This is a genomic window from Streptomyces muensis (genome assembly GCF_021474425.1).
GTDB lineage: Bacteria > Actinomycetota > Actinomycetes > Streptomycetales > Streptomycetaceae > Streptomyces > Streptomyces muensis.
Window position 1 is genome coordinate 1 of the sequence record NZ_JAKEIP010000040.1, and the last position, 13,593, is coordinate 13,593.

Genomic DNA, 13,593 nt, shown 5'->3' on the forward strand with positions numbered 1-13,593 from the left:
GAGGGATACGGGAGGTGAAGGGTCGCGGGGAGCGAGGGGATACGGGGGAGGCGAGGGACGCGGGTGTGCGAGAGGAGCCGGGCCGCGCTCTCTGTCACCGTACGGTCCGGTCAGGCGTCCGCCCCCATGGCTCGCGGAGCTGCCGTCGGCGTGTGGCCGCGGACAATGGAAGGACGGCGGTGGGATGCTCCCCGGGGCGGGGCCGCGGGAAGGAGCGCCATGCCGCGGTGGCCCTCGTCACCCGACCATGTGCAGGCCGCGCGCCGAGCGGTACGGATCACCGTCGCGGCCGGCGTCGGCTTCTACCCGGCCGTGTACGCCCTGGACGAGCCCGCAGTGGCGCTGTACGCCCTCTTCACCCCCATCGCGCTCGGCATCCTCTCCCCCCTGCCCGGCTCGGGCCGGGACCGCGCACGCGTCGTCCTGCGTGCCCTGCCGGTCGCCATGGCGCTGACCGCGCTCGGCACCGCCCTCGCCGTGGCCACCGCACCGGCGGTCGCGGGGATGGTCCTGGTGGGTTTCGTGATGACCTTCGGCGCGGCCTGCGGCCCGGCTCCGGCCGGCGCCGCCCCCGGGCTCCAGCTGTTCTACATCCTGGCCTGCTTCCCGCCGTACGCACCCGACACCCTCCCCGAACGCCTGGCCGGCCTGCTCGTCGGGGGCACCCTGTTGACCCTCTGCGAACTGCTCGTGCTGCCCGCGCCCGCGGAGGTCCCCTACCCCGAGCGGCTCGCCTCGGCACTGGAACTGGCGGCCCGCGCGACGCGCGCCTCGGTGCACGGCGGGGTGGCCGAACCCGGTCGCGCCCGAGAGCTGCGGGACGCCGGCCAGGCCCTGCGGCTGTCGCGGCTGCCGCCCGCCGTACGCCCGACCGGAGCCGGACGCACCGACCGCGCCCTGGCCCACACGGGCGGTGCGACCCGGCGCCTCCTCGACCAGCTGGCCCGCGCCGCCGAGCACTCAGCGGACGCCCCCAGGGATGCGCCCACGCAGGCCGTCGCGGACCCCGTGTCGGCGCCGCTGCTGGCCGCGATCACGGCGGAGTGCCTCGCCATGGCGGAGAACCTGCGCGGCCGGCGCCCGGTCGCGGGTCCCGAGGCGCTGGAGGAGATGGTCGAGCAGTTCCTCACCGCCCGAGCAAGCGCCACGCTCGCCCGCGACCCGCCGTCGTCCCCCACCCTGCGCCGGCAGTCGGCCGTCCTCGCCGAGGCGGCCTCGGCCGTGACCGCGCGGGCCGCACTGTCGATCGCGATCGGCGGCAGACGCAGCGTCCGCGGCCTGCCGAGCGAACAACTCTGGTACGCCGAGCCGTCCGCGATCCACCTGTGGCTGCGACGGCTCACCGGCAACCTGACACTGCGCTCGGTCGTGTTCCAGAACGCCGTGCGCACCGCGCTCGGGCTGGGCGTGGCGCGTCTCGTCGCCGGTTCGCTGGACCTCTCCCACGGCTTCTGGGTGCTGCTCGCCGTGCTGACACTCGGACGCACCACGGCCGGAGCCACCCTCTCCGCGGTGCGGCTGGCGGTGATCGGCACGTTCGCGGGAGCGCTGACAGCGGGAGCACTGATCCTCTGGGCGGGCGAGGCGACCGACGTCTACGCCGCGCTGCTGGCGCCCGTCATGCTGCTGGCCTTCACCGTCGGACCGATCGCCGGCATCGCCTGGGCCCAAGGGCTGTTCACCCTCGTCGTCTCCACCGCCTTCGCCCAGCTCGCGCCCGTCACCTGGCAGATCGGCGAGGTCCGCGTCGTGGACGTCCTCACCGGCTCCTGCATCGGACTGCTCTGCGGGGTCCTGGCCTGGCCGGCCGGAGCGGCGGGCGAGGTCCGGCGCGGCATGAGCGCACTGCTCGAGGAAGCCGCGCCCCTCATCCCGGCCACGGTGGCCGCCACACTGCCCGCCACCGCACCGCACCAGGCCTCATCGGCGCACACGCAATCCCCAGAGGATGGCGAACGCACCCGTTGGGAGACCCGGCACCGACTACGGCTCGCCGAAGCGGCATACGCCCAGTACCGCAGTGAACCCGCCACCCACCACGACGACGCCCCCGACTGGCCGGCCGCCCTCAACTTCGCGATTCACACCCTGGTCGGCGCCAACTGGCTGCCCCGCATCGCGGCACGCGACCTCGACCGCGAGGTGCCCGACGCCGTGGCACGCTGGGCACGCGAGGCGGCCGAGTCCACGGCAACCGCCGCCACCCGCGCGGCCGCCTTCCCGCCGAGCGGCATCCGGATGCCGCCGCTGCACGCCCCGTACACGACTGCCTCCGCCTCCGACGCCCCCTCCCCGGACGTTCCGGTCCCACCGTTGCTGCCGGCCCTGACGGACGTGGAGAACTGGCTCGTCACCCTGCGGGCGGACCTGCGAGCGATGAACGAGGGCCCGCCAGGCTGAGGGGCTCCGCGCTCTCCAAGGGCTCCGGTCCTCCAGAGGGGCTCACGCCCTCACGGGGCGCAGGCCTGCGCGATCGACAGGCTGTTCTCGTACAGGTGGTGCCGCGTGATCCGGCCGTCCTCGACGGTGAGGCGCAGCGCGAACGGCCCTTCGAAGCTCTTCCCCGTGGCCCGTACGGTCCCAGACAAGTGCCCCATCAGCACGGCATCGGTGCCGTCGACGAGAAAGGTGTCGACGGAGGCTCGCGCGTCCTCGGGGACGGTGTGCTCCGTCAACTCCGTGAACTGGGCGGCGCATTCGGCGGCGGTGGACCGTGGCCGGATCCACGGAACCCCGGGGTTCTCGGCGAGCAGCCAGTCGACCTCGTCGGCGAAGAGCGAAACGAGCCGCTCGGTGTCGCCGGCCAGCCGGGCGGCGACGAACTCCCGCACCACGGAACGGGTGACCTCGGCGACGGACCCCGAGTCGGCCGACACTGAACTGGCCGTTGACGGCGTGGACTTGACGGACATGGCGCTCTCCTCGCGGCTGCGGGCGGATTCCGGGATTCCCGTAGATGTCGGTATCGGGTTCGACGTCGTTGTGTGCTTGATCCTGCCGGGGGAGAGGAGCGCGGTCGATTACGTCTGGGGTCATGTACCTGTGGGGCCATGGCCTTGGAGGACGTCTCAGGACCTCTCAAGGGATGACACCGCTCATGGGCTCAGGTGATCCAAAAGCCCGGCAGGCGTGGGATAGGGGGATTCCCGGGGGAGCAGGCCCTGGGCGACGTCCAGGTCGCCGGCCCGCACATGCCGGTGTATCTCGTGCGCGAGAGGCGTCACGTCGGTGATGGAGACCGTCCACTCGTCCGCGTAGCGATGCGCGGCTTCGGCGGAGAGCCCGAGCTGCAGGGAACGGTGGTCAAGGGGCCGCAGACGCATGTCGCGCTCGGGGTCCCCCGCGGCTGCATCCCGAGCGCGGGCGGATCGCCGCATTCACGCGCTCACCCCCTGCGGCTTTGGCCGCTGGCGACGCACAGAAGTCTGTCATCGTCGCTTGATGGGTCACGTCAGGCCACGCTCACGGACCTTTCCGTGTGCCCAGCCTGCCTGGTCAGAGGTGGGCGGCTTCCATCATTACGATGGAGACTGCACCGTCGAGGGCGTCTCGCCACAGCGCGGCGCGCTCCTCGTCGCCCGCGACATTGATGATCAGGTCAGCCAGCTCATGAGGTTCAGGCTGGGCAGCGAGTCGTCCGCCCGGGGCTTCGACTGGTTGCAGTGCCAACCTACGGAGGAGACGGCGAGTCTTGGCATCCAGTTCCCTTAGTACGACCGGGGGAAAAGCTCGTCAGCGGCGTCAGCCGGCGGAAGGCCCTGAGAAGCGCGTACCTGGGCGTAGGAGCACAGCCAGACTGCGGTCATCAACACGGTCAAGGTGCCGTCGTCGGACGCGATCCGTCTTTCCAGGTTGACCTTGCACGGCTCGCAGACCGCGTAAGCGGCGGCGAGTGCCTCGGCGATGCCGTTCTCATCTCCAGTGATCATCCCCTGCGCGCCGTCGGGCAGGACGTGGCGGCCGTTCTTAGGACACGCGGTGATCTCAGGCGTGCGAGCTGGATCCTCTGCTGGGGCCGGACCAGACTCCTTGCCGGTGTCGAGTACATGGAACACCCAAGGGGGGATGCGAGTTCCGTGGTCGCAGCTGTTACACCACCACTGCTCGCTGTTGGTCCGCCGATAGCCGTTGGTGCTTCCGCAGTGGCGACAACACATCGAAGGTGTCATGGGACTCCTTCCCCCACATCCCACGCCATTTTCGAGGGCAAGTCTACGGTTCCATACGTCGCTTCACAGTCAGAGCATGTGTGTTCTCGGCCGACCTCTGCGGACAGCATCTGCCGTGGTGTCGCTGACCGTCATCGCCTCGCACCTCGCAGCGCGGCCAATGAGCGTTCGAGCGCATCGCGGCTTTCAATGGCTTCCGGATGTTCGGCGTCCAGGATCCGCGTCCTCGCCTGCAGTACGTCTCGGTGGATTCGAGCCGCTTCCGCGAACTCACCGAGCCCGTGCAAGGCCGTGGCGAGTGCGTGGCGGCCGTTCAGCGTGCGGGGGTGATCGGGGCCGAGCGCGTGGTGGGCCGTCCGAACCGTCTCGCGCGCGAGACGAGCAGCTCGCGTGTGTTCGCCAAGGCGGTTCAGGGAATCGGCCAGGTGGTTGAGGCTGGAAATAGTACGAGGGTGAGTGGGCCCCAGCACCCTCGTACGGATCTCCGCCACCGCGGTATGGATCTCGGCCGCTTCCCGGTGATTTCCTAAGCTGTCCAGGGCCAGCGCAAGGACGTCTCGGCTGGCCAGCGTTTCGGGATGGTCCGGGCCGAGCGCGTTGGTCAAGGCGCTGGTGGTGCCCATGGCCAGGTCGACGCTCTCGGCATGACGACCCATGTACCGCAGTGCCCTTGCGAGGTGATGACCGCTGGAGACCGTGTCGAGGTGACGCGGACCGAGTACACGGGTCCGCACGGCCAGCACTTCTCTGTGTCGGTCGATGGCCGCACTGTAGTCTCCCGTGGCGCGTAGCGCGCGAGCGTACTTGCTGAGACACTCCAGAGTGTCCGGGTGGTCGGCGCCCAGAATCTGCCTGGCTATGTCGTGCGCGCTCCGTCGTAAGGTCAACTGGAGTGGATGGGCGCCCGCGTCACTAAGGAGCGCGGCGAGATTCTCCAGTGCGTCCAGGGCATTCGGCAGTGGAATGGAGCCGTCTGCGCCGAGTTCGGCGACGAGAGCGAAGTGAGGTGCGATAAGCCGGGCGCGGTCCCATGACGACTGCGAGACTTCCGACAATTCCCGGGTCCAGGAAATCAGATGCAGCGCAACCTTCCGACGCCATCCAGGAACGTCTGCCGTCGTCGTGGACAGGATGTACACGTTCACTTCGCGCACCAGCGGGTGCAGGACGAGGCATGGGAAAGAGGCATCACCGCCGTGGGCAGTCTCCGTGGCCTGTAGAAGGTCATAACGGCGGAGACCTGATAGGGCGTCGTCGAGGGCCCCTTCGGTGACGGTTTCGCCGATGACCGCCTGGACAAAACCACCCAAGACGAGATCCCTGGGAATCGGCGCATCGGCGAAAAGAGACAGCAGCCGCAGAACGGGGCGGGCCAGCGGCCTCCGGTCCCCGGCGAGTTGGTCGAGCGAGATCTCCCAGGTATGGCGAACCACGTCCCGGGCCACCTCTGGGTCGGTCGCATCGGGCTGTTCCGGGCCGAGCAAGGGAGACAGATCCTGCTCCAGCGCCTGCTGGTATGCGGTGAAAGTACGGTACCGGCTGGTCGTCTCGGTCAGGTAGCGCCCGGCTGCTCGCAGCGCAAGGGGCAGACCTCCGAGGCGAACGGCGAGCGACTCGGCCTCGGACAACGTCCCCGACTGTGGGGCCAGGTCGAGGAGAACCTGTCCGCCTGCTGTTGTGGTCAGTGGCCGAAGCCTCAGCAGTTCGGCTGCGGATCCCCAGACGTCCTGGCTCGTATCTCGGCTCGTCAGGAGCAGGAGGCCGGCGCCGTAGGGTCGGACCCAACCGCGGTAGTCACTCAGTTGTTCTGTCGCCGGAACGATCGGGCTGGGATCGTCGATGTTGTCGATGACCAACAGCCACTTGCGGGTGCGGGCCAAATGCAGCCAAAAGACGTCTGGAAGGCTGTCATGGCCGGCCCGGGCCCGCTCCAGGAGTGCAGGGGGAAGGCCACAGTCGAGGGCGACCTGTGTGAGTTGTGCTTGCAAGGACTCAAGGCCCTGCCACCGTACCCAGTAGGCGTCGTACCCGGCTTCAGCCGCTTTGGCGCACAGCATCGCGGCCACCGTGGTCTTCCCCATGCCGCCACCTGCGCAGATCACGGCGAAGCGTCCGTTCGGTGTGCGGAGCATGTGGGTGAGGCGGTCCAGTTCCGCCTGTCGACCGTGCATCAGCTCCGCCTCGATGTGCGGGGGGCGAAGAGAGGCTGGACTCACCGCGGCGAGTGGACGGACCGGGGTCAACGTCGAGGGCGATGACGACTCGCCGTCCTGGCGCGTGCTGAACCACGTCAAACCAATGCTCAGCAGGGCCAGCGCAGCGAAGGTCGGCCAGATCACCCACGCATGGCCGGCCCACGAAGGTACGGAGTCGCTGGCGTAGTTCGTCACCGGTCCCAGGAGCACAGCTATGACAGCCAACAAACCTGCGACTCCCGCACCAGTGCGGGCTTGAGACTGACGTCGCATGCGCTGCTCCTCGCCCACCGTGTGGTTGCCGGGCTATCAATGCCCGCGGTTCTGGCTCACGACACCGGGTAGTGGCCAAGGAGCCAGTCGGTATAGAGGCGGGCGTGGATGAGGAGTTCCGGGGCTACTCGTCGCCCCTGGCATCATCAGTCGCTGGGGAGTCGTCTGTGAACACACATTGATGACCGATCATGCTTCCAGGCCGCGGGGAACCGGCCGTCACGGGCTGCGGGGAGGCCGATCTCTGTGGAGTAAGCCTGGTAGATGGTGATCGTGGAGTCGGTGGAGCAATGGCCAAGGCTTGTGGATGAGATGACGTGAGGTTGGCGACTCAGTCCTGGACGAGTTCGACCTGATGTGGTTCCGCTCCGCCGAGGTAGAGCATGCACCCCGCGGTCTCGTCCACGTCCTCCATGTCGAAGCTCTCCGGCGGCACGACGTAGATTCCGACGGCGGGGGTGGGAACCCAGCCGAAGTCACGGGGAGGGTCGTACTCCTCGTAGTGCCCCACGCAGAGGCGAGTGGGAGGGATCGACACCGTGCAGACGTCTCCTGCACGAAGGGCAGCGGGTGCCGGCTCAAAGTGATAGGGGGTCCACTCACCGCTTGAGTCAGCCCAAGGGAGGTGGAACGTCCCGTCCCAGCGAACCCGCCCGGAGTTGTCGATCTCTCCCCAAGGCCATTGGAGACGGACATGGGTCGCATTCACCGAGACGACCCGAGCGCTCGCCGGCTCGCAAGAGACGATCACTTCGTCGCCAACCCGATACGCCATGTCTGATCGCCCTCTGTCCCGGTCGTGAAGGACCGAGGATAGATCAAGATCGATGCAGCTGGACTGGCCCCGCCATCGCCCGACCGACCGCTCTGACGTAGGACGTCGTCAGGTTCCGGACTCAAGCCTCGCTTCAAGGAGCCAGAAGGGCTCGGCGTCGGCGAGCGGTGTGCTCGACGTGAGGGTGAGGCCGGCCCGACGGCACAGGTCCTCGAAGTCCTTGCGGGTCCGTTCCCGGCCGCCGAGGTTGACGAGCATGTTGAGGTCGCTCAGGTAGGTGATCGCGCCATCGGTGAGGCTGGCCCCGGTGTGGGTGTCGGCGGCCTCGGGGAGCAGCGGTTCCACGATGAGGAGGCGGCCGTCGGGCGGCAGGGCGTCGCGGCAGTGGCCGAGGATGGTGACTGCCTGGTCGTCTGTCCAGTCGTGCAGGACGCTCTTCATCAGGTAGAGGTCGGACCCCTCGGGCACGGAGGTGAAGAAGTCCCCGGCGACCAGGGAGCAGCGTTCCTTCAGCCCGTGCCGCTCCAGAGTGGCAGGTGCCTGGGCCAGGCCCTCGGCGGTGTCGAAGAGCACGCCGGTGAGGTGCGGATGCGCGGCGAGTACGCCTGCCAGCAGGGTCGCGTCGCCGCCGCCGACATCGGTGACGGAGGTGAACCGGCCGAAGTCGTAGGCGTGGGGCAGAGCCGCCGCGGTCTCGGACACGGCCTGGCTCATGGCGGCGTTGAACTGGCCTGAGAGTTCCGGGCTTTGGCCGAGGTGGGTGAAGAAGTCGGTGCCGAAGACGGTGTCGAAGGCGGGCCGGCCGGTGCGGATGCTGTCGTCCAGGTGCTCCCAGGCGCGCACGACGGCCGGTTCGGTGAACACCCGCACGAATGAGGTGAGGGAAGCGGGGTGGTGCCGGTGGAGGAGTGTGCCCGTACCGGTCACCGAGTAGGTGCCGGGGGTGTGCTCGTTCAGCAGGCCGAGGCTGGTCAGGGCGCGGAGCAGCCGGGACATGGGCTGCTCCTCGGTTCCGGCCTCGGCGGCGACATCGGCGGCGGTGCGCGGTGTGTCGCCGATGTGCTCGACCACCCTCAACCTCACGGTCGCGCGCAGGGTCTGCGCGGCCATGGTGCCGAAGACGAGCCGGACGATCTGGTCACGGTCGGCTGTGCTCACTGCCGGGGCATCGGTGTTCGCCACGGATGTCTTCCCTTCCTTCGGTGGGGTCCCGTTTCGGTACGTGCGGACGTGCGTCAGGCGGCCGTCGTGGAGCTGCCGGCGAGGGCGCCCGGCGTGCATCCCGCGTGCGTGAACACGTCGCGGTGGAGGTGGGACTGGTCGGTGTAGCCACAGGCGAGTGCCACGTCGGCGGCGCTGTGACCTGAGCTCAGCGCCTGCGCGGCATGGTCGAAGCGGACCAGCATGGCGGCGCGCTTGGGGGTGAGGCCGACCTGGTCCGTGAACCGGGACCACAGTCGCTTACGGCTCCAGCCACAGGAAGCGGCGAGGTCCTCGACGCGGACCCGGCCCCGGCGGGCGACGATGGTCTCCCAGACCGCGGCGACCTCGGCCGTCATCGACGGCGCGTCAGCGGCCCGCCCGACGAGGAACTCGTCGGTCAGCGCGAGGCGTTCCTGCCAGGTCCCGGCCTCGCCCAGCCGCTCGCGCAGACGTCGCTCCTGGCATCCCCACAGATCCGCGAGCCCGATGACGGACCCTTCCAGCTCGCGTGGGGATACCCCGAGCACCCGGTAGGCGGCAGGCGGCGACAGACGAACCTCGACGCACTCGACACGCGGGCCACGAATACGGGCCCGACCGGGCGACACTCCGGCGACCAGGCTGTTCAGCGGCCGACGCCCCGTGGCGCTGTCCACGCCGAGCGGCTCGTCCCCGAGTCCGATGACGACGATCACAGCGGGCTGAGGGAGTACCTGCAGGTCCAGACCCGCGGCGAGCCGGTCACGGAACCCGGCCATCCGGACGCCGTCCAGCAACGTACCGCCGACCGGGTGGGCGACTTCCCAGCCGCTCGCGGCATCGAGATCCGTGCGTGCGGGCCCCACGTCGTAGCTGCGCATGCCTCCACGGTCGCCGACGCCAGGGCCTCCTGTCTTGGACGAATGTTCCCCGGCCATCTTTGGCGTGTGGGCGCCATACTTTGGTCGGCCACGCCGAGACCGAAGGCGGATGTCCCGGGACCCGACGCTTTCCTAGCGTGACGGTGTGACGACGACTGACGCCGAGACCCCCGACAGCACAGGACACCCGGGCAGCACTGGAGCCCTCGACAGCGCCGGGAAGGCCCGGCCGCCACGCGGGGCCGTGCGCAGTGGGGAGCGAGCACTCGCACCCGACCTGGCGCGGGGCCTCATGCTCTTGCTGATCGTCGTGTCCAACACCGCCTTCCACCTCTACGCGGCTCGCCACGGCCCCTCCGGGTGGCAGCCGGTCGACGGTTCCTGGGCGGACCGGGCGGCACAGTTCACCATGATCACCGTGTTGGATCTGCGGGTGTACCCGCTCTTCGCGTTCCTCTTCGGCTACGGCATGATGCAGCTCTACCTGCGCCAGACCGAGGCCGGAGCGACCGGCCGCGCCGCCGTCGGCATCCTGCGCCGCCGCAGCCTGTGGCTGATCGTCATCGGGCTGTCGCACGCCACGCTGCTGATGGCCGGTGACATCGTCGGCTACTACGGCGTCCTGAGCCTCGTCCTGGGCTTGCTCTTCGTCAGGCGGAGCGAGCGTGCGCTGAAGTGGTGGATCGGCGTCGCGGCCGTACAACTGCTGCTGATCTCGGCGTTGCCCGTCGTCGCGGCCTTGCTGCGGGGCGAGTTGGGCTCCCTGGGGGACACGGCGGCGGAGCCGGGCTTCGTGGCGTACGCCTCGGGAGAGGAGGGCTTCCTCGCGGCGCTCGGCACCCGCCTGACGACCGGCCTGTTCATCACCTTCGTCGCCGCCCCGCTCGCCCTCGTCGGCGGCGGCTACCTGGTGTTCCTCCTCGGCTTCTGGGCGGCACGCCGACGCGTCCTGGAGGAGCCCGGGCGGCATCTGCGCCTGCTGCGCCGCACCGCCGTCGGCGGAATCGCGATCGGCTGGCTGGGCGCGCTGCCCGCCGCGCTCGCCCACGTCGGCGCGCTGGACGTGCCGGACGACGCACAGAGCGAGGAGGGGGCGCTCACCATCCTGCGCGACGTCACCGGGAACGCCGCCGGGATCGGCTACGTCGCAGCCGTCGCCCTCTTCGCCCACTGGTGGACCCGCCGACGCCTCGGAAAGCAGGATCGCCGGGGAAGCCGGACCGTCATGGCGGTCGCGGCGGTGGGCAAGCGGTCGCTGTCCTGCTACCTGGCCCACTCGCTGATGTTCGCCCCACTGCTCGCGGCCTGGGGCCTCGGCCTCGGCGAGCACCTGAGCAGCGTCACCATGGTGTTGTTCGCGGTCGGCGTCTGGCTGGTGACGGTCGCCGGCGCGTACGCGCTGGAACGCGCCGGGCGACAAGGGCCGATGGAGACGGTGCTGCGACGGCTGGTGTACCGCCGCACTTGATCCGGACGCGGATACGTCACGTATCCGCGTCCGCGATACGGCGCGTGCCGCTCAGCCCGCGTACACCCGGCCCTCCTTGATGACCAGGTGCGTCGGGTCGGAGCAGCCGAGGGACGGGGTGAGCAGCAGACTCACCGTCAGGGGCGCCGGTTCGGTGCTCGCGGTCGAGAACTCGCAGACGGCCCCCGTGCCGGTGAGCGGGTACCAGAACCAGCCGTCCACCTCGCCCACGGTCACCCGGTCCGACTCCTTCCAGGCGCCGTTCGACTGCGTGTAGACCTGCAGCCGCACCGAGGCGGCGTACTCGTCCTGCGTCGACCGCAGCGCGGTCAGTGTGACCTTGTAGTCGCTGCCGAGCTGGGACGAGGCGATCTGCCGTGTCTGCGGCCCTGCGGCATCGGCGCTGGAGGCCCCGGCGCTCGCGGCACCGAGAGCTGCCGCCGTCAGGGCGGTGAGAAGCGCGGCCGTGCCGCGGCGTGTACGAGTGCTGGCCAAGCTCATGTGTTCCCCCGTTGGAACGAGTTGGGACGGACGCTCGGACGAGCGCCCGTCACCGGTGGAGACACACGACACGGAGGAGGGGTTGTACGGCCGTACCACCGCTCGGCAGAGCAGCCGCCGTCTGTCGTGGTCAGCTCTTGACGGCCACCGTCTCGTCCGGCATCGGCGTGGTCTGCCCGTCCGACCCGCGCCCCGCGAAGCGCATGGCGACGCACGCCCCCAGGTACAGCAAGGCGACGACCAGCAGCAGTGCCTGATAGCCCGTCAGCAGCGCCAGGTACTCCAGCGCACCTCCGGTCAGCGCGCCCAGCAGGTTCGCGCCGAACGCGGACGTCGGGTCGGGGGCCAGGGCGAGGCGGTCGGAGAAGATGAGGTTGGCGCAGAAGATGGGGGCGAAGGCCAGGGCGATGGCGGCCGCGAGCCGGCCGACGGGCGGCAGCGAGAGCACGGCCTGCGTCGGGACGAGCCAGGCCACCGCGAGCGAGCCGAAGAGCAGCAGCTGCAGCAGCAGTTGGTTGACCCGCCGCAGCCTGCGCCGGACCTCGACGGCGGCGAGGACGGAGAGCAGCACACCGAAGAAGACCAGGGCGTTGACCAGCCAGGTCGTACCGAAGTACAGGGCGAACCCGATCACGTTCTTCGTTTCGAGCAGCATGAAGGCCGCGCCCAGCAGGAACATGTCGGTGTAGCGGACGGTGTCGCGGATACGGACCCCGGTCAGGCGCACCGCCAGCAGCGTCACCAGCAGGATCGCGCCCAGGGCGCCCACATAGAGCGTGGGGATGCCCCGGTGCAGCAGATACGGGAAGGGGTGGTCGTCGGTCGCGGCCGCCGGGACCGGTCCGCTGGGCTGCCAGATCTGCTGGCAGGACTGGTCGGCGGGGGTCATCCCGGCCACCAGTACGGCCGCGTTCCGCTTGAACGTCGTCATACAGGGGGCGTGGCCGTAGAGGTCGTCGAGGTCGCCGGCGAAGCGGTCGACCAGCCAGGCCTTGCGGTAGTAGTTGTACATGGCGAACGCGCCGTCCGGCGTCAGATGATCCCGGGCGGCCTCGAACGCCTCCCGCGTGAACAGATAGCTCTCCAGCCGCAGATTGCTCGCGCCCGACACCAGCGTCAGGGAGTCCGGCAGCGCCAGGATGATCAGGTCGTACTTGGCGTTCGTCCGCTCCAGGAAGGCCCGCCCGTCGTCGATGTGGACATGCACCCTGGGGTCGTCGTACGGCCTGGCGGGATGCAACTGCGCGCCGATCTCCTGAAGGCGGGGATCGATCTCGACCGCGTCCACGTGCTCCGCGCCGTGCGCCAGCGCCACCGCGACGTCATTGCCGTTGCCGGCCCCGATGACCAGCACGCGCTTGTGCGGGTTGCGGGGCGTCTGCTCATAGGCCTGCCGATAGGGCGAGTTCTCCCGCAGCAGCACCGGCAGCGGTGCGGTGCTCTGGTGCGGGACACCGTTGGCGGAGATGTAGTACGTCCGGGTGGCGGTCGGCGACGCCTTGAGCTCGATCTTGTAGTACGGCGACCAGGACACGCCGGCCGCCGTCGACTCCAGGAACAGCGCGGCGACCATCGCGGTGAGGGGGACGCCGTACAGCAGCGTGTTGCGGCGCCCGCCCAGGACCAGCAGGGCCACGGCGGCCAGCACGCCCCACACGACCGACGGGGCCCGCAGCCAGGACAGTACGGCGAACGACACCGAACCGGTGATGCTGCCGAGCAGGTCGTAGCGGTAGGCGTCGAGGGAGGGGAGCTGACGGAAGAGGTCGGCGGTGATCTTGCCGATCCCGGCCATGATCACCGCGGTCAGCAGGAAGATGGCCGGCAGCGTCACCCACTGCGGCAGGCCGGTGGTCTTCACGGCGGTGAAGTAGATGACCTCGCTGCTGCTCTGACGCACCTGCACCGGGTACGCCCGTACGAAGATGACGAGCAGCGCCAGCGGAATCGGTGTCCAGCGTTTGAGCCACTGTCCGCGCCCGGCCGGGATCAGGAACCCGATGCCGATGCCCAGGAACGACCCCAGCAGGATGAAGTTCGAGAAGTAGCTGAGGTGGACGACGTTGGCGCCGGCCCATCTGATCAGCGCCAGCTCGACGAAGAGCATGGTGGTGCTGGCCAGCACGAGCCTCCAGCGCACCGAAAACGC

The 13,593-nt window shown here is 69.6% G+C and carries 10 protein-coding genes and 2 pseudogenes; 2 read left to right on the forward strand and 10 right to left on the reverse strand.

All coding sequences use genetic code 11. The features are described 5' to 3' along the window. Positions 1-219: 219 nt before the first annotated feature. Entirely contained in the window at positions 220-2,400 is a 2,181-nt protein-coding gene (locus L0P92_RS13405) for an FUSC family protein (RefSeq protein WP_234762810.1), read from the forward strand. 50 nt (positions 2,401-2,450) lie between these two features. On the opposite strand, the gene L0P92_RS13410 is transcribed toward L0P92_RS13405, so the two are convergent. The 8 genes and pseudogenes from L0P92_RS13410 to L0P92_RS13445 all read right to left on the reverse strand — a co-directional run bounded on the left by L0P92_RS13410 (position 2,451) and on the right by L0P92_RS13445 (position 9,475). Next, positions 2,451-2,912 carry a nuclear transport factor 2 family protein gene (locus tag L0P92_RS13410; RefSeq protein ID WP_234762811.1) on the reverse strand — a complete coding sequence of 154 codons (462 nt, stop codon included), beginning with the start codon at positions 2,910-2,912 and terminating at the stop codon, positions 2,451-2,453. Positions 2,913-3,095: 183 nt separating this feature from the next. Beyond that, a pseudogene (locus L0P92_RS13415) lies at positions 3,096-3,374 on the reverse strand (DUF4291 family protein); the annotation flags it as partial. 333 nt (positions 3,375-3,707) lie between these two features. Next, positions 3,708-4,169, reverse strand: coding sequence for a hypothetical protein (locus tag L0P92_RS13420; protein WP_234762812.1), 462 nt, complete (start codon positions 4,167-4,169; stop codon positions 3,708-3,710). A 131-nt stretch (positions 4,170-4,300) separates the two neighbouring features. Next, positions 4,301-6,559, reverse strand: coding sequence for a tetratricopeptide repeat protein (locus L0P92_RS13425; protein ID WP_234762813.1), 2,259 nt, complete (start codon positions 6,557-6,559; stop codon positions 4,301-4,303). A gap of 263 nt (positions 6,560-6,822) precedes the next feature. After that, a pseudogene (locus L0P92_RS45470) lies at positions 6,823-6,951 on the reverse strand (DUF4291 family protein); the annotation flags it as partial. A gap of 17 nt (positions 6,952-6,968) precedes the next feature. Then, positions 6,969-7,175, reverse strand: a complete 207-nt coding sequence (locus L0P92_RS13435) for a hypothetical protein (RefSeq protein ID WP_234762814.1) — start codon at positions 7,173-7,175, stop codon at positions 6,969-6,971. 345 nt (positions 7,176-7,520) lie between these two features. Continuing rightward, a complete protein-coding gene (locus tag L0P92_RS13440) occupies positions 7,521-8,594 on the reverse strand; it encodes a methyltransferase (protein ID WP_234762815.1) in 1,074 nt (357 codons plus the stop codon). A 53-nt stretch (positions 8,595-8,647) separates the two neighbouring features. Further along, positions 8,648-9,475 (reverse strand): helix-turn-helix domain-containing protein, encoded by an 828-nt coding sequence (locus tag L0P92_RS13445; protein WP_234762816.1) that lies wholly within the window; start codon positions 9,473-9,475, stop codon positions 8,648-8,650. Positions 9,476-9,767: 292 nt separating this feature from the next. Between L0P92_RS13445 and L0P92_RS13450 the strand changes: the two genes are divergently transcribed. Further along, positions 9,768-10,943, forward strand: coding sequence for a DUF418 domain-containing protein (locus L0P92_RS13450; RefSeq protein ID WP_234762846.1), 1,176 nt, complete (start codon positions 9,768-9,770; stop codon positions 10,941-10,943). 51 nt (positions 10,944-10,994) lie between these two features. On the opposite strand, the gene L0P92_RS13455 is transcribed toward L0P92_RS13450, so the two are convergent. Both L0P92_RS13455 and L0P92_RS13460 read right to left on the reverse strand, forming a co-directional pair. Then, positions 10,995-11,444: a hypothetical protein gene (locus L0P92_RS13455; RefSeq protein ID WP_234762817.1), complete on the reverse strand. Its 450-nt coding sequence runs from the start codon at positions 11,442-11,444 to the stop codon at positions 10,995-10,997. 130 nt (positions 11,445-11,574) lie between these two features. Beyond that, positions 11,575-13,569 carry a spermidine synthase gene (locus L0P92_RS13460; RefSeq protein ID WP_234762818.1) on the reverse strand — a complete coding sequence of 665 codons (1,995 nt, stop codon included), beginning with the start codon at positions 13,567-13,569 and terminating at the stop codon, positions 11,575-11,577. Positions 13,570-13,593 lie beyond the last annotated feature (24 nt).